General features: G+C 75.7%; 17 protein-coding genes. 3 read left to right on the top strand and 14 right to left on the bottom strand.

Features of this window, described 5'->3' with window-relative positions:
• Positions 1-65: 65 nt before the first annotated feature.
• The 7 genes from BM242_RS03530 to BM242_RS03500 all read right to left on the bottom strand — a co-directional run bounded on the left by BM242_RS03530 (position 66) and on the right by BM242_RS03500 (position 9,289).
• Positions 66-1,268, bottom strand: a complete 1,203-nt coding sequence (locus BM242_RS03530) for an NAD(P)/FAD-dependent oxidoreductase (RefSeq protein ID WP_093837334.1) — start codon at positions 1,266-1,268, stop codon at positions 66-68.
• Complete coding sequence (locus BM242_RS03525) at positions 1,265-2,749, bottom strand: FAD-dependent oxidoreductase (RefSeq protein ID WP_093837070.1); 1,485 nt, start codon at positions 2,747-2,749, stop codon at positions 1,265-1,267. The genes BM242_RS03530 and BM242_RS03525 overlap by 4 nt, the downstream gene beginning before the upstream one ends.
• Complete coding sequence (locus tag BM242_RS03520; protein WP_093837069.1) at positions 2,746-4,941, bottom strand: molybdopterin oxidoreductase family protein; 2,196 nt, start codon at positions 4,939-4,941, stop codon at positions 2,746-2,748. The genes BM242_RS03525 and BM242_RS03520 overlap by 4 nt, the downstream gene beginning before the upstream one ends.
• Positions 4,934-6,361, bottom strand: a complete 1,428-nt coding sequence (locus tag BM242_RS03515; RefSeq protein ID WP_093837068.1) for a nitrate/nitrite transporter — start codon at positions 6,359-6,361, stop codon at positions 4,934-4,936. Before BM242_RS03515 ends, BM242_RS03520 begins: the two co-directional genes overlap by 8 nt.
• Positions 6,362-6,367: 6 nt before the next feature.
• Positions 6,368-6,922 (bottom strand): SRPBCC family protein, encoded by a 555-nt coding sequence (locus BM242_RS03510; protein ID WP_245833775.1) that lies wholly within the window; start codon positions 6,920-6,922, stop codon positions 6,368-6,370.
• Between the two features lie 89 nt (positions 6,923-7,011).
• Positions 7,012-8,202 carry a 3-hydroxybenzoate 6-monooxygenase gene (locus BM242_RS03505; protein WP_093837067.1) on the bottom strand — a complete coding sequence of 397 codons (1,191 nt, stop codon included), beginning with the start codon at positions 8,200-8,202 and terminating at the stop codon, positions 7,012-7,014.
• Between the two features lie 100 nt (positions 8,203-8,302).
• A complete protein-coding gene (locus tag BM242_RS03500) occupies positions 8,303-9,289 on the bottom strand; it encodes an NADPH:quinone reductase (protein ID WP_093837066.1) in 987 nt (328 codons plus the stop codon).
• Between the two features lie 398 nt (positions 9,290-9,687).
• On the opposite strand from BM242_RS03500, the gene BM242_RS03495 reads away from it, so the two are divergent.
• Together BM242_RS03495 and BM242_RS03490 are read left to right on the top strand one after the other, a co-directional pair.
• Positions 9,688-10,347 (top strand): hemerythrin domain-containing protein, encoded by a 660-nt coding sequence (locus BM242_RS03495; RefSeq protein ID WP_093837065.1) that lies wholly within the window; start codon positions 9,688-9,690, stop codon positions 10,345-10,347.
• 293 nt (positions 10,348-10,640) lie between these two features.
• Complete coding sequence (locus tag BM242_RS03490; protein WP_093837064.1) at positions 10,641-11,699, top strand: FAD-dependent monooxygenase; 1,059 nt, start codon at positions 10,641-10,643, stop codon at positions 11,697-11,699.
• Positions 11,700-11,816: 117 nt separating this feature from the next.
• Here the strand turns inward: BM242_RS03490 and BM242_RS03485 are convergent, their stop codons facing one another.
• The 3 genes from BM242_RS03485 to BM242_RS03475 all read right to left on the bottom strand — a co-directional run bounded on the left by BM242_RS03485 (position 11,817) and on the right by BM242_RS03475 (position 15,221).
• Positions 11,817-13,439: a multicopper oxidase family protein gene (locus BM242_RS03485; RefSeq protein WP_175541232.1), complete on the bottom strand. Its 1,623-nt coding sequence runs from the start codon at positions 13,437-13,439 to the stop codon at positions 11,817-11,819.
• Entirely contained in the window at positions 13,436-13,906 is a 471-nt protein-coding gene (locus tag BM242_RS03480) for a hypothetical protein (protein ID WP_139238250.1), read from the bottom strand. Before BM242_RS03480 ends, BM242_RS03485 begins: the two co-directional genes overlap by 4 nt.
• 166 nt (positions 13,907-14,072) lie before the next feature.
• Complete coding sequence (locus BM242_RS03475; protein ID WP_093837062.1) at positions 14,073-15,221, bottom strand: PP2C family protein-serine/threonine phosphatase; 1,149 nt, start codon at positions 15,219-15,221, stop codon at positions 14,073-14,075.
• A gap of 129 nt (positions 15,222-15,350) precedes the next feature.
• Between BM242_RS03475 and BM242_RS03470 the strand changes: the two genes are divergently transcribed.
• Positions 15,351-16,589, top strand: a complete 1,239-nt coding sequence (locus tag BM242_RS03470; RefSeq protein ID WP_093837061.1) for a GNAT family N-acetyltransferase — start codon at positions 15,351-15,353, stop codon at positions 16,587-16,589.
• Between the two features lie 63 nt (positions 16,590-16,652).
• Here the strand turns inward: BM242_RS03470 and BM242_RS03465 are convergent, their stop codons facing one another.
• The 4 genes from BM242_RS03465 to BM242_RS03450 all read right to left on the bottom strand — a co-directional run bounded on the left by BM242_RS03465 (position 16,653) and on the right by BM242_RS03450 (position 19,576).
• On the bottom strand, positions 16,653-17,477 hold the full coding sequence (locus BM242_RS03465) for an Fpg/Nei family DNA glycosylase (protein ID WP_093837060.1): 825 nt from the start codon (positions 17,475-17,477) through the stop codon (positions 16,653-16,655).
• Between the two features lie 31 nt (positions 17,478-17,508).
• On the bottom strand, positions 17,509-17,997 hold the full coding sequence (locus BM242_RS03460) for a ribose-5-phosphate isomerase (RefSeq protein WP_093837059.1): 489 nt from the start codon (positions 17,995-17,997) through the stop codon (positions 17,509-17,511).
• Between the two features lie 63 nt (positions 17,998-18,060).
• Complete coding sequence (locus BM242_RS03455) at positions 18,061-18,693, bottom strand: biotin transporter BioY (RefSeq protein WP_093837058.1); 633 nt, start codon at positions 18,691-18,693, stop codon at positions 18,061-18,063.
• A gap of 235 nt (positions 18,694-18,928) precedes the next feature.
• Positions 18,929-19,576 (bottom strand): mycothiol-dependent nitroreductase Rv2466c family protein, encoded by a 648-nt coding sequence (locus tag BM242_RS03450; protein WP_093837057.1) that lies wholly within the window; start codon positions 19,574-19,576, stop codon positions 18,929-18,931.
• Between the last annotated feature and the right edge of the window lie 152 nt (positions 19,577-19,728).

Below are 19,728 nucleotides of genomic sequence, written 5' to 3'. Positions count from 1 at the left end.
CGCACGGCACCTGACGAGGCCGCGCCGCCCTCCCCGGCCGGGGAGGGCGGCGCGGCCTCGGCCGTTCACCCGGGCACGGGGGCGAGAAGGTCCTCGGGGTTGGCCGGCAGCGGACGGTCCAGCAGCGGGGTGAGCCGGGGGTAGGCGGAGGCGTCGCCGACCAGGACGCCGCCCAGCAGGGTGCGGCCGTCACCGGCCAGCACCAGCTTGCGGTAGGTCCCGCCGGTGCGGTGGGCGAACTCCACCGCGCCCGGGGTGCGGGCATGGGCGTCACCGAAGCTCGCGACCTCCACGCCCAGCAGCTTGAGCCGGGCGGAGGTGTCCAGCGGCGGCAGCGGCGGGCCTTCGGCGTCGTCGGTGAGCTGGCGGGCCACGGTCTCGGCCATCCGGTAGCCCGGCGCCACCAGCCCGTAGGTGCGGCCCCGGACGGCGGCGCACTCGCCGATGGCCCAGATGCCGGGCGCCCGGGTGCGGCAGCGGTCGTCCACCAGGAAGCCGCCCCGCTCGCCGCGCGGCAGGGCCGCGGCGGCGGCCAGTTCGTCGCGGGGCCGGATACCGGCGGCGAAGATCACCAGCTCGGCCGGGAGGGACCGGCCGCCGGCCAGGGTGACCCCGGCGACCCGGCCGCCCGGCCCGGCGTGCACGGCGTGCAGCGGGGTCCCGCAGTGCGGGGTGATGCCCAGTGCGCCGACCAGCCCGGCGAGCAGGCCCCCGCCGGCCCGGTCGAGCTGCATGGGCATCAGATGCGGCGCGGTCTCCACCACATGGGGCCGCATGCCGAGGTGGCGCAGCGCGCCCGCGGCCTCCAGGCCCAGCAGGCCGCCGCCGACCACCAGGCCGGGCCTGCCCGGCACGGCGGCGGCCCGGATGGCCCGCAGGTCGTCATAGGTGCGCAGCACATGGCAGCCGGGCAGATCGTGGCCGGGCACGGGCGGCACGAACGGGCGGGAGCCGGTGGCCAGCACCAGCGCGTCCCAGACCAGTTCGGTGCCCCGGTCCAGGGTGGCGGTACGGGAGCGCGGATCGACGGCGGTGACCGACACGCCGGTGCGGACCCGGGTGCAGGGGTCGGGGCGCAGGCCGAGCCGGGCCGGGCCGTCGCCGGCCAGCGCGGAGGTCAGGGCGATGCGGTCGTAGGCGGGGCGGGACTCGTCGGTGACCGCCGTGATGTGCCAGCGGCGGTCCCGGTCCCGGCGGTGCACCTCCTCCATCAGGCGGTGCCCGGTCATGCCGTGGCCGACCACCAGCAGATGGCGTCGCGGACTCATCGTGCCCTGCCTTCCCGGGCGCCCCGGCCCGCGCTCCGCGCGCCGCCCGGGCCGCCGGAGGGCGCGGTGCGGGCGGAGCACAGGCGGGCCACCTCGTCGGTGCAGCTTCCGCAGCCGGTGGTCGCGCGGGTGGCCTCGGCCAGGGCCGCCACGTCCCGGGCGCCCCGGTCCCAGGCCTCGCGCAGCTCGCCCAGGGTGACATGGTTGCAGCGGCACACCACGGTGGCCGGGGAGTCCGGGGCGCCGGGCCGCAGCGGCGGGGTGCCCAGCAGCAGGGCCAGCCGGGCGGCCGGCACCGGCCGCGCCTCGCGGTAGAGCTGGGTGACCGCGGCAGCCGCCCGCGGCAGCCCCAGCACGACGGCCGCCGCCACCCGGTCCCGGCGCAGCGCCAGCCGGGCGTACCGGCCGCGCGCCGGATCGTGCAGGGTGATCTGGTCGGGGGCCTCCTCCAGGGCCTGGCGGGAGCCCATGACGGCCAGATGCAGCGCCGGGTCGCGCAGCCGGACCACCGGCGGCGGTGCCGTCCGGTCGGCGCCGGTCAGGCGGGCGGCCAGCGCCTCCGCCTGGTCCCAGGCGGGCGGCGCGGCCGGGCCGTCGGCCGTGGTGGTCAGCTCGGCACAGCTCCCCAGGGCGCTGATGTGCGGGTCGGCGGTGCGCAGCCGGCTGTCGACCAGCACGCCGTGCCCGACCGGCAGCCCGGCCTCGGCGGCGAGGCGGGTGTGCGGCACCGTGCCGGTGCACAGCAGCAGGGTGGCCGCCTCCAGGATCCGGCCGTCGTCCAGGGTCAGCTTGCCGGGGGTGAACTCGACGGCGGTGGCGCCCGCGTGCACCCGGATGCCGCGCTCGGCGAGGGCCCCGGCCAGCAGTTCCCCGGCGGTCCGGTCGAGCCGGCGGGACATGGGGTGGGCCCCGGGGTGGACGACGGTGACCTGCCGTCCGGCGCGGCGCAGGGCGAGGGCGGCGTCGGTGCCGTCCGGGCCGGCGCCCAGCACCACCACCGGTCCCGGGGTGGTGGTGGCCCGCCGGCCGGCGGCCGGGCCGGCCAGCGGGGTGCCGACCCGCACGCCGCCGCGCAACTGCCCCTCGGGGCAGCGCAGTCCCGGCACGTCCGGGATGTGCGGGCGGGCGCCGAGCGCCAGCGCCAGGGTGCCGTAGGGGTGTTCGCCGCCGTCCGCGGTGCGCACCCGGCGCCGGCGGCGGTCGATGGCGGTGACCACGGGCTCGGGCAGCATCCGCACCGGACCGGGGTGGCCGAGGCGGTGCAGCGCCCGGGTGAGGCGCACCGCGTCGGGCCCGTTGCCCAGGATCAGGACATCGCCGGCCCCGCGGGCGCCGGTGGTCCCGGCCGTCCCGGCGGTCGCGTTGTGCGCCGCGTTGCCCGTCGTGGCGCCCGTCGTGGCGCCCGTCGTGGTGTTCAGCGCGGTGGTCGCCGCGCTGCTCGTGGCGGTGGTCGTCGTGGTGGTCGTCGTGGTGGTCGTCATGGGGCTGGTTCCGGTTCGACGCAGACGGCGCTGACCTTGAACTCGGGCATCCGGCTCACCGGGTCCAGCGCGGTGCCGGTCAGCAGGTTGGCCCGCCCGGCGCCCGGGAAGTGGAACGGCAGGAAAACGGTGTCGGTGCGCAGCGTCGCCACCAGCCGGGCGCGGGCGACGGTGCTGCCGCGCGCCGAGCTGACCCGGACCCGCTGGCCGTCGCCGACGCCGAGCCGGGCGGCGGTGTCCGGGTGGATCTCCACCTCGGGTTCCGGGGCCGCCGCGGTCAGCTCCGCGATCCGGCGGGTCTGGGCGCCGGACTGGTAGTGGGCCAGCAGCCGCCCGGTGGTGGCGTGCAGCGGGAAGCCGGGACCGGTCCGCTCGGCGGCCTCCCGGTGCCCCACCGGGGCGAACCTGGCCCGCCCGTCGGGGTGGGCGAAGCCGTCCAGGAACAGGCGCGGGGTACCGGGGTGGGGAGCGGCCCGGGCGCCGCCGGGCCCGGGCGCCGCCGGGCAGGGCCAGTACAGGGCCTCGCCGGAGTCCAGCCGTTCGTAGCTGATGCCGGAGTAGTCGGCCCGGCCGCCGGCCGAGGCGCGGCGCAGTTCGTCGAAGACGGCGCGCGGGCTGGTCGGATAGCGTGCCGCGGGCTCGCCGAGCCGGACCGCCAGACCGTGCAGGACGTCCAGGTCGCCGCGCACCCCGGGCGGCGGGGTGCGCACCGCGCGGCGGCGCAGCACCCGGCCCTCCAGGCTGGTCATGGTGCCGTCCTCCTCGGCCCACTGGGTGACCGGCAGCACGGCGTGCGCCAGCCGGGCGGTCTCGGAGGGCACGAAGTCGGCGACCACCAGCAGGTCGAGGGCGGCCAGCTTGCGGGCGACGCGGGCCGCGTGCGGCGCGGAGACCACCGGGTTGGTGCCGAAGACCAGCAGGGCGCGCGGGCCGCCCGGGGTGGCCAGCGAGTCCAGCAGTTCCCAGGCCGAGCGGCCGGCGCCGGGCAGGTCCTCGGGGGCGACGCCCCACACCCGCGCCACATGGCCGCGGGCGGCCGGGTCGGTGATCATCCGGTAGCCGGGCAACTGGTCGGCCTTCTGGCCGTGTTCCCGCCCGCCCTGGCCGTTGCCCTGGCCGGTGAGGCAGCCGTAGCCGCTGCCGGGCCGGCCCGGCATGCCCAGCGCCAGGGCGAGGTTGATGTAGGCGGCGACGGTGTCCACGCCGGTGCTGTGCTGTTCCGAGCCGCGGCCGGTGAGCAGATAGCGGCGGCCGGCGGCGGCCAGCATGCGGACCGCGGCGCGCTGGTCGGCGGCGGGCACGCCGGTGATCGCCTCCACCCGCTCCGGCCACGCCTCCCGGGCCTGCCGCCAGCAGGCGTCGAAGCCGGTGGTGCGGGTCTCGATGTAGTCGTGGTCGAGCAGTTCCTCGGCGACGGCGGCGTGCAGCAGGCCCAGCGCCAGGGCCAGGTCGGTGCCGGGCCGGGGCTGGAGGTGGAGCGCGGCACGCTCCGCGGTGGGGGTGCGGCGCGGGTCGATCACGATCAGCTCGGGCCCGTCCAGATGGCGCATCAGCGGCGGCATGGTCTCGGCCGGGTTGGCCCCGGCAAGCAGCACCACCTCGGCGCCGGCCAGATCGGTGACCGGGAACGGCAGCCCGCGGTCGATGCCGAAGGCGGCGTTGCCGGCCGCCGCGGCGGAGGACATGCAGAACCGGCCGTTGTAGTCGATCTGGCTGGTGCCCAGCGCCAGCCGGGCGAACTTGCCCAGCAGATACGCCTTCTCGTTGGTGAGCCCGCCGCCGCCGAGCACGGCGACGGCGTCCGGGCCGTACCGGGCGCGCAGCTCCCGCAGCCGGCCGGCGATGGTGTCGAGCGCGGTGTCCCAGCCGGCCGGGGCCAGGGTGCCGCCGGCGTCGCGCAGCAGCGGGGTGCGCAGCCGGTCGGGGGTGTCCAGCAGCGCGGGGGCGGTCCAGCCCTTCTGGCACAGCCCGCCCTGGTTGACCGGGAAGCCGGGTGTGGGACGGACCGTGACGGCGCCGTCCGCCGCCCGGCTCAGCCGTGTCCCGCACTGGAGCGCGCAGTAGGGACAGTGAGTATCGGCCGGGGTATCGGCCGGGATGCCGGCCGGGATATCGCCCGGGGTGCCGGCCCGGGCCGCGGCCGGCGCGGCGCCGGCCCGGGGCCCGGCCGGGGCCGGTGCGCGGTCAGACATGGGTGGGGAACCTTTCCACGGAGGCGGAGGGGCCGGCCGGGCCGGGGCGGGAGCGGCGCCGCCCGTAGACCCGCCAGGTGACCAGCGCGCAGACCGCGTATCCGGCCAGGAAGGCGACGAAGGCGGGGGCACCGCTGCCCGAGCCGCCGCCGTAGGCGGCGCGGAAGGCGAGGTTGATGGCCACCCCGCCGAGCGCGCCGACCGCGCCGGAGATGCCGATCACCGCCCCGGACAGCCGCCGGGCCTCGGCGAAGGCGCCGGTCGCGTCGTGCCCCGCGGCGATCCGCTCCCCGGCCCGGTCGGCGAAGACGGCCGGGATCATCTTGTAGGTCGATCCGTTGCCGATGCCGCTGAGCGTGAACAGCACCGTGAAGCCGGCCACGAACAGGCCGAACGAGGACTGGCCGGAGGCGATCAGCAGCATCACGGCACCGGCCGCCATGCCGCCGAAGGACGCCAGGGTGATGCGGGCGCCGCCCCACCGGTCGGCGGCCAGACCGCCGAGCGGGCGGGAGAGCGAGCCCAGCAGCGGCCCCAGGAAGGTCCAGGACGCCGCCTGGAGCGGGGTGGCGCCGAACTCGTTCTGGAGCACCAGCCCGAAGGCGAAGCCGAAGCCGACGAAGGAGCCGAAGGTGCCGATGTACAGCAGCGAGATCCAGTAGGTGTGCCGGGAGGCCAGGGCGTCCCGCTGGGCGCCGGGCGCGGTGCGCACCGCGTCGATGTTGTCCATCTTCAGCGCGGCCAGCAGCGACACGGTGACGATCAGCGGGAGGTAGAGGGCGGCCACATAGGAGGGGTGGGTGTCGCCGGCGACGGCGATCACCAGCAGCCCGGCCAGTTGCACGGCGGGCACGCCGAGATTGCCGCCGCCCGCGGTCAGGCCCAGTGCCCAGCCCTGGAGGCGGCGGGGATACAGGGCGGCGATATTGGTCATGGCGGAGGCGAAGTTGCCGCCGCCGACGCCCGCCAGGGTGGCCACCGCCAGGAACGCCCACAGCGGGGTGCCGGGCCGCTGGACCAGCCAGCAGGCCAGCGACGCCGGCACCAGCAGCACGGCGGAGGAGAACACCGTCCAGTTGCGTCCGCCGAACCGGGTGACCGCGTAACCGTACGGCAGCCGCAGCAGGGCGCCGACCAGCGTCGGCGTGACCACCAGCAGGAACTTGTCGTCGGGCCCGAAGTCGTGCCCGGTCTCCGGGGACAGGAACAGGACCAGGACCGACCACAGGCTCCACACCGAGAAGCCGATGTGCTCGGAGACGATCGCCAGGATCAGGTTGCGGCGGGCGATGACCCGGCCGCCGCCGTGCTCCCAGAAGTCGCGGTTCTCCGGGTCCCAGCCCCGTATCCACCCGCCGCGGCGGGGTGTCGCGGCCCGGCCGGGGGTGCCGCCGGGGGTGCGGGCTGCGTCGGTTGTCATCGTCCGTCAGCTCTTCTCCACGACGACCTTGATCCGTTCCACGGTCTGCCGGACGTCCTCGACCAGCTTGGCGTTCCAGTCGGCGACGAAGCGCTTGCGGCCCTCCTCGTCCAGCCCGGACTCGAAGATCTTGGCCAGCCCCTCGGTGAGACGGCCCAGCCGGTAGTGGTGGATCAGCCGGCAGCCGCCGTCCGCCTCGGGCTCGATCTCGAAGGACCAGACGGACTCCTGCCGGCCGCGGGCGCTGTTGAGCACACACCAGCGGAAGACCCGTCCGGGGACGGCCTCCAGCACCTCGGACTCGGTGTGCCACTCGCCGCGGATCACCGGCGCCCAGGCGACCACCTCCCTGCTGCGCAGATTGTCGCCGCGGAAGATGGCGCCCACGGTGCGCGGTTCGCCGTGCACCCAGGTGCCGCCGGTGCACTCCGGGCTCCACTCGCCGCTGCGGCCCAGATCGCTGACGGTGTCGTAGACCTGCTCCGGGGTGGCGTCGATCCGGATCTCGGCGCGGGCGAGGAAGGTGGTGGGTCCGTCGGTCTGCTGCGGGATGCCGGTCACGGGCGATCACTTCCGTTTCTGGTCGGTGGAGCGATTCGGATACGGGCGGGTGTTCTTGGCTCGGATCCGGCCCCGGCGGGCCGGGGCGGTCAGGCGCGGGTGCAGTCGCGGTCGCCGTGCAGCCAGTCGACGGTGCGGTACAGGTCCTCGGGGCTCAGCACGGACAGCCGGGCGTTGCGCGCCCGGGCCTCGGCGCCCTCCGGGTGGTAGACCTGGCGGCCCATTTCGCGGGCGACGGTCTGCGCCTTGGCGGTGCGGCGGCGCCGCGCCAGGTTGTAGTCGGCCAGCCCGCCGGGGATGTCCGGGGACGACGACGGGTCCCGGAGGAGTTCGCCGAGCAGCACCGCGTCCTCCAGGGCCATGCAGGCGCCCTGGGCGGCGTACTGGAGCATGGGGTGCGCGGCGTCGCCGAGCAGCGCGACCCGGCCGCTGACCCAGGTGTCCACCGGGTCACGGTCGCACAGCACCCAGGTGCGCCAGTCCTCGCCGGTCTCCAGCAGCCGCTCCGGGACGGTGCTCATCCCGGTGAACTCCTTGAGCACCCGCTCGCGTTCGACGGGCAGCCCGGCCACGGCCCGGGTGGCGCCGTCGTCGCGGGTGGCGGCGAGGTTGAGGTGCCGGCCGCCGCTGATCGGGTAGTGCACGAAGTGCCATTTGGGGCCGGCCCACAGGGTGACGCTGTTGGAGCGCAGTTCCTCCGGCACCCGGTCCATGGGGATGACCGAGCGGTAGATGGTGTGCCCGGAGACCCGGGGCTCGCCGTCGCCGAGGAGCTGTTCGCGGACCGCGGAGCGGATGCCGTCGGCGCCGATCAGGGCGTCGCCGGTGAGCCGTTCGCCGGTGCCCAGCACCGCGGTGACCCGCCGCGGGTCCTGTTCGTAGCCGGTGACCGGGCTGGAGACCCGCAGCTCGATGGCGTCGGCCCGGTCCCGGCAGGCGTCCAGCAGCGGCCGGTAGAGGTCGATGCGGTGGACCACGGCGTAGGGGTTGCCGAAGCGTTTGCGGTAGTCGCCGGTGAGCGGCATGGCGGCGATGGGCAGCCCGGTGGTGCCGTCCATCAGCCGCAGTTCGTCGATGAAGACGGCGCGGTCCCGGACGGCCGGGCCGACGCCTATCCGGTCCAGCGCGTGGAAGGCGTTGGGGGCGAGCTGGATGCCGGCGCCCAGCTCGGTGAACTCGCCGTTGCGTTCCAGGACGGTGACCCGGTGGCCGCCGTCGGCGAGGACGACCGCCGCGGCCAGGCCGCCGATCCCTCCGCCGGCTATCAGCAGATGTGCCATGAGGACTCCGTTGTGCGTCGGGTGCGCGTCGGGTGCGCGTCGGGTGCGCGTCGGTGTGCACCGGTGTTCCGCCCCGCCGGGCGCGGGGCCGGGCGGGCGGTCAGCGGTCGAGGTCGGGGCGGAGGATCAGGCGCCTGCCGTGCAGTTCGCCCTTCTCCATCCGGCGGTGGGCGTCGGCGGCGGCGCTCAGCGGGGCCCGCTCGATGGTGCGCGGGCGCAGCTTTCCCGCGGCCAGCAGCCGGTTGACGGTCACCGCGGCCTCGCTCAGCTCGGCCACGGTGGCGTGCGAGATGACGAAGCCGAGGATGCTGGCGTCCTTCATGTAGAAGGGTCCGACGGGCAGCACCGGGCGGGCGGCCACCCCGGCCAGCAGCACGATCCGGCCCCGGGAGGCCAGCAGCTCCACGGCCGTGGTGAGGTCGTTGACGCCGAAGCTGTCGATCCACACGTCGATGCCGTCCGGGCAGCTCTCCCGCAGCAGGCCGGTGAGGTCCGGGTCGTCATAGGCGTGCACCTCGCCGGCGCCCAGCGAGCGGACATAGCCGGTGTCGCGGGCCGAGCAGGTGGCCACCACCCGGGCCCCGGCCTCGACCGCCATCACGGTGAGCGCGCTGCCGACATTGCCCGCCGCGCCGGCCACGTACACGGTCTCGCCGGGCCGCACCCGGGCGGCGGTGTGCAGGGCGAGATGGGCGGTGGCCCCGGGGTGGACGACGGCCACCGCGGTCTCCGGGTCCACGCCGTCGGGCAGGCGGTAGAGGCGGTCGGCGGCGACCACCACCTGTTCGGCGGCCGCGCCCTGCCGCCCGCCGTGGCCCAGGCTGTTGCACCAGACCCGGTCGCCGGGCCGGAAACCGGCCGCGCCGGGCCCGGCCCGGAGCACGGTGCCGGTCATGTCGCGGCCGACGCACTGCGGAAAGCTCAGCGGGGTGCGGAAGACCCCGGAACGGACGAAGGTGTCCACCGGATTGACGGTGGTGGCGGTGACCTCCACCAGCACATCGGTGGGGCCGGGGCGGGGGTCGGGGAGCTCGCCGTAGTGGATCTCGTCCGGCGGGCCGAGCTGTTCGATATAGGCGGCACGCATGGCGCTCAGACTGCATCCGCCGGGGCCCGGGGACGGGGAATCGGCCGAGGATCTGTCACCTTGTCGGCGCCGCGCGAGCCGGGCGGACGGGACCTGACGGACCTTGACGGCGCAGGTTGACCGGGCGCCGCGGGCCGCTGCCAGGATGGCCCGCGTGGGTGGCTCCCCGGGCTTCCGCGCCGGCCCGGGGAGCGTTCCCGCCCCGGCGCCCGGAGCCCTCCCGCGCCCGTGCTGCCGCGCCGGGGGCGGATGTGCCCGCCGAGAAGGCTGCCGTATGAATCTTCCCGTCCCGCGCACTGGACCCCGAACCAACCTCGCGCTAAGCTTCTCCACTAGTAAGATATTTAGCCGCTAAGCTTAATGGCGACGAACAGCCCGGACGGAGCAAGGAGCGAGCGATGGCCACCGAAAAACCGCAGGCCGGCGGCGAGCCGCGCGGGCGCGACCTTCCCCCCGGCCGCGTCGACTTCTCGATGATGTACTTCACCCACGACGCCTTCCTGCGCGACCTGCGCCGGTTCGCCGACGCGGTCGCCTCCGGCCGCGGCACCGCGCCCTCGGTCCGCACCGGCTGGGAGACCTTCAAGAAGCAGCTCCACTTCCACCACGTGGCCGAGGACGAGGCCCTGTGGCCCCCGCTGCGGCGCGCGGTCACCGACCCCGCCGAGATCGCCGTGCTCGACCTGATGGAATCCGAACACTCCATGATCGACCCGATGTTCACCCGCATCGACGCCGCCCTGACGGCCGGCGGGCGCGGCCTGGGCGATCTGGTGCAGGAGATGACCACCGCCCTGGGCACCCATATGCGGCACGAGGAGGACCGGGCGCTGCCGCTGATCGAGAAGCACCTCGGCCCGGCGGGCTGGGACCACTACACGGACTACTCCCGCAAGACCAACGGCCTGAAGAACGGCGGCCTCTACCTCGCCTGGCTGCTGGACGACATGCCGCCCGCCACCGAGCAGACGGTGCTGGGCCTGCTGCCGCCCCCGGTGCGCTTCCTCTACCGCCGGGTCTTCAAGCCTCGCTACGCCCGCACCCCGCGCTGGGTCTGAACCCCGCGCCGCACGGGCGACACCGGCCGCGGGCCGGCGTACCGACGGAGCCATCCCCCGAGCCCGCCGGTATGCCGGCCCGCCTTCCGCACCCGCACGGCCGCGCGCGCCCCGCCGCGCCCGCCGTGAGACCGACCCGAGACTGTCCCGACGAGCCGCGTCTGCCACGGGCCCGCCCGTGACGCGGAGGTGTTGATGCTGACCTGTTTACCCCTGGCCGGCACGCCCGCCGCCGCCCCGCCGCCACCGTCGCCGCCACCGCCGACGACGCCGACGCACCCAGACCACCGGCCATGACCGTTCCCATGGCCGATGTCGTGGTCTCCGGCGGCGGCATCGGCGCCCTGGCGGCGGCGCTGAGCATCTCCCGGCAGCGGCACCGGGTGCTGGTCCTGGAACCGGACGTGCCGCCCGACCGGACCGGCGTCGGCCTTCAGCTCACCCCCGGCGCGCTGCGCGCCCTGCACCACCTCGGCGTCGGCGAGGCGCTGCGCGAGCGCCTGGTCCCGCTGGACGGGCTGCGCGTGCACGACGGCACCACCGGGCGGCGGCTGGCCGCCTCCCGCCTCGGCGACGCCTACCTGGACTGGTTCGGCACCCCGTACGCCGCCGCGCCCTGGGCCGCCCTCTACCGGCCGCTGCGCGAGGCCTGCGCGGCCAGCCCGCTGGTGCGGTTCCGGCCCGGCTCCGCCGTGGCCGGCTTCGCCCAGGACGAGCACCGGGTGTTCATCCGGCTCGCCGGCGGCGGACGGCTGGAGGCCGACGCCCTGATCGGTGCCGAGGGGACCTGCTCCCCGGTCCGCCGGCAGCTCTCCGGCGGCGGTGACCCGGCCGCGCCCTGGACGCTGTACCAGACCGAGGTGGATCTGGACCGGCTGCCCGAGCGGGCGCCGGAGGAGGCCCGCTCCGGCGCGGTGACGCTGTGGTCCGCGCCCGGCTGGGGGCTGTCCTCCTGCCCGGTGAGCGAGCGCCGGCTGGCGCTCACCGCGGTCCGCAGCACCGCACCGGAGGACGGCGGCCCGGCACCGGCGCTGGGCGCTCCGGTGGCGCCGGACCGGGTGCTGCGGGAGCTGTCCGGCGCCCCGGAACCGGCCAGGGCCCTGCTGGGCCTGGCGCGGCGCTGGACCGCCTGGGTGCCCTGCGACCCCGGGCCGGAGGCCGGGCCGGACGGCCGGTGCTGGTCCGGCCGGGTGGCGCTGACCGGCGGCACGGCCCGCTCCACGGAGCTGCCCTTCCCCTGCCCCGGCACCTCCCGGGCGCTGGAGGACGCGCTGCTGCTGGGCGATCTGCTGGACTGCGACGCGGCCGACTTCCCGCAGGCGTTGCGGATGTACGCGGCCCGGCACGGCTGAACCCGGCCCGGCCGGCAGGGCCGGACCCGGCCGGGCCGGGAGCCTCTCAGGTCCCCCGGTCCCCCCGGGGCCCCGGAAGTCCCGAAGACCCCAAAGGCCCCGGAGGTCCCGGCGGCCTCAGACGATCTCGAAGTCCGCCATCATCGCCATGTCCTCGTGCTCCAGGTTGTGGCAGTGCATCATGTACCGGCCGCGGTAGCCGCTGAACTTGACCAGCGCCTCCACCACCTCGTACGGCCGCACGTCCACCGTGTCCTTCCAGCCGCCGTCGGCCGGGCCGGGCGCCCGGCCGTTGCGGGACACCACCTGGAAGTGGGCCAGATGGGTATGGACCGGATGGTGGAAGTCGCTGCTGAACGTCCACAGCTCCACGGTGTCCAGGGCGGGCCGGGCCCAGATGTCGCCCACCCGGTACGGCCTGCCGTTGACGGTCCACTTCTGGTGGCCGTCCTCATGGGTGAGGCGGAAGTCGAACGACCGTGTGGCGACGGCCTCGCCGCGGCGCAGCCGTTCCGGCGCGGAGAGCGTCTCCGGCACCCGCGAGTCGTCCGGCTCCCGGCGGGTCACCCGGAACCGCATCACCTGGCGCATGCCGCCCTCGCCCAGGGTGTTCACCAGGGTCAGTTCGGTCCCGCCGGCGTTCTTGTCCAGCGCGGAGAAGTCGATCACCACGTCGTAGCGCTCGCCCGGGGCCAGGGTGAGGGTGTCGTGGGCGACCGGGCCGGCCAGCAGGCCGCCGTCGCTGCCGATCTGGACCAGCGCGCCGGGCACCCGCCGGCCGTCCGCGTCCTGAAGGGCCAGGGTGTAGCGGCGGGCGTTGGCGGCGTTCAGCAGCCGGAACCGGTAGCGGGCCGCGGCCGTCTCCAGCACCGGCCAGGGGGCGCCGTTGACCAGCTGCACATCGCCCAGCACGCCGTTGTGGTAGTCGCCCTCGACGCCGGGCTCCCCGGTGAGGGAGGGGTCCAGGGACGGGTAGCGGAACGAGCCGTCCTCCTCGAAGGCGCGGTCGCACAGCATCAGCGGGATGTCCCGCTCGCCGCGCGGCAGCGGGAGGGCGTCCTCCTCCTCGTCCCCCACCAGGAAGAACCCGGCCAGGCCGCGCCACACCTGCGGGGCGCTGAAGTCCATCCGGTGGTCGTGGTACCAGAGGGTGGCGGCGCGCTGCCGCAGCGGATAGGTGTAGACCCGCTCCTGCTCATGGAACCGCCACAGCGACATATCGCCATGACCGCCGTGCCCGCCATGGGCGCCGTGCCCGCCGCCCTCGCCGTTGCCGCGGGAGACGTCCCAGCCGGGCGGCAGCACCAGATCGGTGGAGTGCCCGTCGGAGTCCGGCGGCGTCACGCCGCCGTGCAGATGGGTGGAGGTGGGCACCGGCAGCCGGTTCCGCACCCGCACCCGCACCTCGCGGCCGGCCCGGGCGGTGAAGGTGGGCCCGGGGAAGATCCCGTCATAGCCCCACACCGTGGTCGTCAGCCCGGGCAGAATCGCCAGCTCGGCGGCGCGCTGCTCCACCTCGTACACATCGGCGCCGTCGGCCTGCCCGGCCGGGCGGGCGGCCGGCGGCACGGGCAGCGGCACCTGGAACGGCTCGGGCAGCGGGGCCCGGCTGGTCAGCACCTTTCCGGTGGTCTCGGCGGTCAGCTCACGGCAGGCCGCGGCCCCGGAGACCAGCAGGGCGGTACCGGTGGCCAGGGCCAGCACCCGGCGGCGGCTGGGACGGTACGGGCCGGTGGTCACCGCGCCTCCCCGGCGTCGTCGTGGCGGGCGGGACGGAGCAGGAAGGCCCAGCAGACCAGGGCGGCCTCGGCGGCGCAGATCGCCATCCCGATCGGCATGTGCCAGCCGAGCAGCCGCCGGTCGCCCAGCGACTGCACCAGGGCGGTCAGCAGCACCACGGCCAGGATGGCCGCCATGGGCCAGCGCAGCCGGCGGTTGCGGCGCCACAGCAGCACCGCGGTCAGCAACTGGGCCAGCACCAGCACGCTCAGCACGGTGCCGCCCAGCCGGTGCCGGTCCAGCATCTCCACATCCCCGGTGACGAACAGGCCCGCCAGGGCGGCCTGGAGCAGGGTGACGGCCAGGGCGAGAACGGCGAGCACTCTGCTGACCAGGACGATCACCGGGCCGCGGACCTCCCGGCCGCCGCGGCCGGGCCGCGGATCGGTCCGGGCAGGGGAGTTCGTCGGCTCCACAGCAGTCTCCACGCGTTGCTCCTCGATGGCGGCCCGCCGGCGGCGGCGGCCGGGCACAGACACCGGCAGTACACAGGGTCGGGCCGCCGGGTGACCACGCGCTCGAACGGGGTATGTCAAGTCGGCCGGCGCGGCCCCGGCGCGGCCCCCGGTGCGGCGCCGGGCGCGCGGCGGCGGCTCAGTCGCGGGTGATGACCACCAGGGCGCGGTCGTCGTTGACATCGCGGGCCACGGACTCGATGAGGTGCCAGGACGCGCCCCGGAAGCCGGTGGCGACATAGCGCTCGGCCTCCCCGATCAGGCGGTCGATGCCCTCCTCCAGATCCCGGCCGGAGCGCTCCACCAGGCCGTCGGTGAACAGCATCAGCACATCGCCGCGGCGCAGCCGCCCGCCGGACGGCAGGAACTCGGCGCCCTCCCAGACGCCCAGCAGCGGCCCCTCGGCGGCCACCTGCTTCCACTTGCCGCTGTTGGCGCAGAGCTGCACGCCCGGCAGATGCCCGGCCGAGAACAGCTCGAACTCGCCGGTCTCCAGGTCCAGCACCAGATGCACGGAGGTGGCGAAGCCCTCGTCCCAGCGCTGCCGCAGCAGATAGCCGTTGGCCGCGGGCAGGAAGCCGTGCGGCGGGAGGGAGCCCAGCAGGCCGCCGAACGCCCCGGAGAGCAGCAGCGAGCGGGAGGCCGCGTCCATGCCCTTGCCGGAGACGTCGGTGAGCACCACCTCCAGCACCCGGCCGCCCGGCCCGGTGCGCGCGGCCACCACGAAGTCCCCGGAGAAGGACTGCCCGCCGGCCGGCCGCAGCGACATCTCGCGGTGCCAGCCGCGCGGCAGCGCCGGCAGCGCGCTCTGCGCCCTGATGCGCTCCCGCAGGTCGAACAGCATGGTGCCGCCGCGCCGCCAGGGCACCCCCACCCGGCTGCGGAACTGCGCCACCAGCAGACCGACCAGCGCCACCGCCGCCACCAGCAGAATCGTCCCCGGGGTAACCGGCTCGGCGCCCGGCTCCGGATCGATCAGCGCCGTCTCCACGATCAGCGCCAGGGCGGTGCCCGCGTACAGGGCCAGCAGGCTGGCCGGGCGCAGCACCAGACCGCCGATGACCAGCGGCAGGGCCAGCGCGGCCGGCGGGCACCACTCCGGAACCCGCAGCGTGCCCATGGCCAGCAGCGGCACGGTGAGCAGCAGCACCACGAGCGGGGCCCAGTCGGAGCCCTCGCCGCGGAAGTAGTCGACCGCCGACCGGCGCACTCCGACGCGGACCCGGTGCAGCGCCCGATGCGCGCGCAATGTCCGGGTCCTGGGAGTTTTCCTGCCGCCGCCTGCCATGTCTTGCGACCCTATCCACCGTTCGGCGGCACGTCGATTCCCGCCCGGTTGCGCGTTGAAGTATTACGAGGTCCGGCCCCACGGAAAATCCGTTCGCGGGGTGACCGGTCAGTTGTTCACGATGGTCGCATGACGAGCGAGCTGCGGGTGCCCGATCCGGCCGATTGGAATGAGTGGTACGCCACGTTGGAGACCGCCTTCGGCGGGATCACGGAGGCGCCTGAGGAACGTGCGCTGTGGCGGGAGCTGACCGAGCCGGAGCGCTCGCTGGGCGTGTGGGACGGCAAGCAGTACACCGGCACGCTGAGCGCCTTCTCCTTCGGGGTCTCCGTGCCGGGCGGGGCGGTGGTGCCGGCCGCCGCGCTGACCATGGTGGGGGTGCTGCCCACGCACCGGCGGCAGGGACTCCTCACCCGGATGATGCGCCGCCATCTGGAGGATGTGCGGGCCGCCGGCCGGGAGCCGCTGGCGGTGCTGACCGCCTCCGAGCCGGCCATCTACGGCCGGTTCGGCTACGGGGTGGCCACCTGGCGGCTGCTGGCCGAAATACCCGGCCGGGTGGTGACACTGGACCTGCCGCCGGGCACCGAGGGGGTGACGCTGCGGCTGGTGCCCTCCGAGGAGGCGCTGCCGCTGACCGAGGCGGTGTACGCCCGGCAGGTGGCGCGCCGCCCCGGGATGCCGGCCCGCGCCCCCGGCTGGGAGAAGACGGAGACGCTGGACCCGGAGAGCGAGCGGGACGGCGGCTCGGCACGCCACTGCGTGCTGGCCGAGCGGGACGGGGAGGCGGTCGGCTATGCCCGCTACTCGGTGCGGGAGCACACCGAGGGGCCGGGCGGCACGGCGGCGTTCAGGGTGTCGCTGTTCTCCCTGGAGGCGGACGACCACGCGGCGTACGCGGCGCTGTGGCGGTATCTGCTGTCGATAGACCTCTCCACCGGGGTGACCATGCGGCGCCGCCCGGTGGACGACCCCTGGCAGTACCTGGTCTCCGACATCCGGGTGTGCCGGGTGCAGGTGCGGGACGACCTGTATCTGCGGCCGGTGGACGTGGGCGCGGCCCTGGCCGCCCGCCGCTACCCGGGCGGGGTGGACACCGTGCTGGAGGTGGCGGACCCGTTCTGCCCCTGGAACGAAGGACGCTGGCGGCTGTCCGGGGACGCCTCGGGCGCGCGCTGCGAGCGCACCGCGGACGCGGCGGAGCTGCGGCTGTCCGTCCGGGAGCTGGGCTCGGCCTATCTGGGCGGGGTGGGCCTGGCGGCCCTGGGCCGGGCCGGACGCGTCACCGAGCTGCGGCCGGGCGCGCTGGACGCCGTCTCCGCGGCCTTCACCGCCCCCGTGGCGCCCTGGCTGCCGCACGGCTTCTGAGCCCCCGGCCCGCGCCGCTTCCGGCCGACGGCCGACGGCGGGCGGCCGGCGGCCGGCGGCCGGTCAGACGACCATGCGTTCGGGCTGGCAGCCGGGGCACCAGAAGAGGTTGCGGCCCATCAGCTCGGTGGCGCGGACGCGCTGCGCGCAGATGTGGCAGCGCTGTTCCGCCCGCCGGTAGACATAGACCTCGCCGCCGTGCGCGTCCACCCGCGGCGCCCGGCCCATGGCCTCCGGCAGATGCTCGGCGCGGACCGTGTCGATGCGTCCGGTGCGCACGCCCTCCCGCATCAGCAGGCGCAGATCGGCCCACAGCGCCTCCCACTCGGCCCGGCCGACCGCCCGCCCCGGGCGGCGCGGGTCGATGCCGTGCCGGAACAGCACCTCGGCCCGGTAGATGTTGCCGACCCCGGCGACCACGGACTGGTCCATCAGCAGCACCGCGATGGGCGTGCGGCTGCGGGAGATGCGCCGCCAGGCGCGGTCCGGGTCGTCCGCCGGGCGCAGCGGGTCCGGGCCGAGCCGGGCGTGGACGGCGTCCTTCCCGGCGCCGGTGAGCAGGGCGCAGGTGTTGGGGCCGCGCAGATCCGCCCAGCCGTCCGGGCCGGTGAGCCGCAGCCGGATCTGGCCGGCCGGCTCCGGGGCCCGGCCGGTGCCGAAGGAGACCTTGCCGTACAGCCCGAGGTGGATGTGCACCCAGCCGGCCGGCCCGAAGCCGAGGAACAGATGCTTGCCGTGCGCCTCGGCGCCGGTCAGCGGCCGGCCGTCGAGCAGTGCGGCGGAGCCGGCGAAGCGGCCCTGCGGGCTGGCCGCGCGCAGCGGCCGGCCGTCGCCGAACCGTTCGCGGAAGGCGGCGGCCAGCCGGTGGAGGGTGTGTCCTTCTGGCATCTTCCGGCCGTTCCCGTGTGGTGGGGGCCGCTCAGTCCTGCCGGGGGTGGTGGGCGGGGACGGGCGGCATGGTGCCGTCGGTCTCGTAGGCGGTGAGCATCTCGATCCGCCGGGTGTGGCGTTCCTGCCCGCTGTAGGGGGTGGCCAGGAAGACGGCCACGAAGGAGGTGGCCTCGTCGGCGCTGTGCATCCGGGCGCCGATGGCGACCACATTGGCGTCGTTGTGCTCGCGGCCCAGCCGGGCGGTCTCCTCGCTCCAGGCCAGGGCGCAGCGCACGCCCTCCACCTTGTTGGCGGCGATGGCCTCGCCGTTGCCGGAGCCGCCGATCACGATGCCCAGCGCCCCGGGGTCGGTGGCGGTGCGCTCGGCGGCGCGCAGGCAGAACGGCGGGTAGTCGTCCTGGGCGTCGTAGAGGTGCGGGCCGCAGTCCACGGGCTCGTGCCCGTGCTGCTTCAGCCAGTCGACGAGGTGGTTCTTGAGTTCGTATCCGGCGTGGTCGGAGCCGAGGTAGACACGCATGGCGTCAGTCTGGCATGCGCGCGCGGCGGTCCCGGCGGCCGGGGCCGCCGCGCGGACGCGAGCTCAGTCCTTGCCCGGGCGGCCGGCGCCCCCGGGGCCGCCGCGGCCGGCCAGCCGCCAGGCGACCGGCAGCAGGCCCATGGCCAGCGCGGCCTTGAGGGCGTCGCCGAACAGGAACGGCACCATGCCCGCATCGGCCGCCGCGGTCAGCGACATGCCGGTGTCCAGGGCCAGGTAGGGCACCCCGAAGGCGTAGATGATCAGGCTGCCGACGGCCATGGTGCCGGCCGTGCGCAGCACCGTGCGGTCGCCGCCGCGCCGCGCCAGGCCGCCCGTCACCGCCGCCGCCACCACAAAGCCGATGATGTAGCCGAGCGTCGGCATGGACCAGCCGGAGGCGCCCTCGGCGAACCACGGCATTCCGGCCATCCCGGCCGCGGCGTAGAGCAGCAGCGACAGCGCGGCGCGCACCGGCCCGTACGCGGCGCCCACCAGCAGCACCGCGAAGGTCTGGCCGCTGACCGGCACCGGGGAGCCGGGCACCGGCACGGAGAACTGGGCGGCCACGCCGGTGAGCGCGGCCCCGCCCAGCACCAGAGCGGCGTCCCGGACCCGGGCGCGGGCGGCGGTGGCGGCGGGCAGCAGGTCCGCGAGGACCGCTCCGGGCCGGGCGGAGGTGACGACTGCTGTGCTCATGCGGGGAGCTCCCCTTCCGCGGGCACCGCGCGGGCGGCGTCCGCAAACGTGCGTACATGTATCCGGAAAGGACCATCCGACGCTAGCCGAGCGGGCGCCCGGGCGGGGCGTGAGCTTGGTGACAACGCTGCCCGCGGCGCCGTTGTGGGGGTGCCACGGTCGCCGTCGGCCCGCCACAACGCGGGCGGGCCCGGCGTTGTGGACTCCCCCCACCGCGTGGCGGGCCGAAGACGCGTCAGTCGAAGACCGGCGAGGCGTCGCGGGTGCGCTTGAGTTCGTAGAAGCCGGGCGTGGAGGACACCAGCAGCACCCCGTCCCAGAGCCGGGCGGCGGCCTCGCCGCGCGGAATCGGGGTGACCACCGGGCCGAAGAACGCGTTGGGCCGGCCGTCCGCGCCGGGCACGGCGATCACCGGGGTGCCCACCTCCTGCCCGACCAGCTCGATGCCGGAGGCGTGCGAGGCCCGCAGCGGCTCGTCCCACTCCGGCGAACCGGCGGCGTCCGCCAGGGTCTCCGGCAGCCCGGCCGCGGCCAGCGCCGCCGCCAGGGTCTCCGGGGTCCGCTCCGCCTTCTCGTTGTGGAAGCGGGTGCCGAGTTCGGTGTAGAGCGGGCCGAGCACCTCCTCGCCGTGCAGCTGCGCGGCGGCCGTGCAGACCCGCGCCGGCCCCCAGGCCTCGCGCATCAGCCGGGCGTAGGAGGGCGGCAGTTCGTCCAGCCGGGACTCGTTGAGCACCGCCAGGCTCATCACATGCCAGCGCACCCGCACCGGCCGTTCCCGCTCCACCTCCCGTATCCAGCGCGAGGTGATCCAGGCCCAGGGACAGAGCGGGTCGAACCAGAAGTCCGCCTCGGTCACGGCCCGGCCGGTGGTGCTCTCCGTCATGTGTCTCTCCTTCGCACACCGATGCGTGTCAGCCGAAACCAACCATGGCGAAGCCCGTCACATTCCCCGTGCACCGTGTCACCGCGTCATGCGATGCTGACCCGACGTTTGCGCGCACACACGAAGATCTGCAAAGACGAGGGAGTCGGTCC

It is taken from the genome of Streptomyces aidingensis (assembly GCF_900112355.1).
GTDB lineage: Bacteria > Actinomycetota > Actinomycetes > Streptomycetales > Streptomycetaceae > Streptomyces > Streptomyces aidingensis.
Note: the sequence above shows the minus strand (reverse complement) of the source record. Positions and strands in the feature narration are given on the sequence as shown.

Excerpts from the sequence above, each read along its gene's own strand:
- BM242_RS03470 (WP_093837061.1), top strand. The coding sequence starts at position 15,351 with ATGACGAGCGAGCTGCGGGTGCCCGATCCGGCCGATTGGAATGAGTGG.
- BM242_RS03520 (WP_093837069.1), bottom strand. The coding sequence starts at position 4,941 with ATGTCTGACCGCGCACCGGCCCCGGCCGGGCCCCGGGCCGGCGCCGCG.
- BM242_RS03525 (WP_093837070.1), bottom strand. The coding sequence starts at position 2,749 with ATGACGACCACCACGACGACCACCACGACGACCACCGCCACGAGCAGC.
- BM242_RS03500 (WP_093837066.1), bottom strand. The coding sequence starts at position 9,289 with ATGCGTGCCGCCTATATCGAACAGCTCGGCCCGCCGGACGAGATCCAC.
- BM242_RS03475 (WP_093837062.1), bottom strand. The coding sequence starts at position 15,221 with ATGGCAGGCGGCGGCAGGAAAACTCCCAGGACCCGGACATTGCGCGCG.
- BM242_RS03495 (WP_093837065.1), top strand. The coding sequence starts at position 9,688 with ATGGCCACCGAAAAACCGCAGGCCGGCGGCGAGCCGCGCGGGCGCGAC.
- BM242_RS03455 (WP_093837058.1), bottom strand. The coding sequence starts at position 18,693 with ATGAGCACAGCAGTCGTCACCTCCGCCCGGCCCGGAGCGGTCCTCGCG.
- BM242_RS03505 (WP_093837067.1), bottom strand. The coding sequence starts at position 8,202 with ATGGCACATCTGCTGATAGCCGGCGGAGGGATCGGCGGCCTGGCCGCG.
- BM242_RS03465 (WP_093837060.1), bottom strand. The coding sequence starts at position 17,477 with ATGCCAGAAGGACACACCCTCCACCGGCTGGCCGCCGCCTTCCGCGAA.
- BM242_RS03530 (WP_093837334.1), bottom strand. The coding sequence starts at position 1,268 with ATGAGTCCGCGACGCCATCTGCTGGTGGTCGGCCACGGCATGACCGGG.
- BM242_RS03490 (WP_093837064.1), top strand. The coding sequence starts at position 10,641 with ATGACCGTTCCCATGGCCGATGTCGTGGTCTCCGGCGGCGGCATCGGC.
- BM242_RS03515 (WP_093837068.1), bottom strand. The coding sequence starts at position 6,361 with ATGACAACCGACGCAGCCCGCACCCCCGGCGGCACCCCCGGCCGGGCC.
- BM242_RS03460 (WP_093837059.1), bottom strand. The coding sequence starts at position 17,997 with ATGCGTGTCTACCTCGGCTCCGACCACGCCGGATACGAACTCAAGAAC.
- BM242_RS03450 (WP_093837057.1), bottom strand. The coding sequence starts at position 19,576 with ATGACGGAGAGCACCACCGGCCGGGCCGTGACCGAGGCGGACTTCTGG.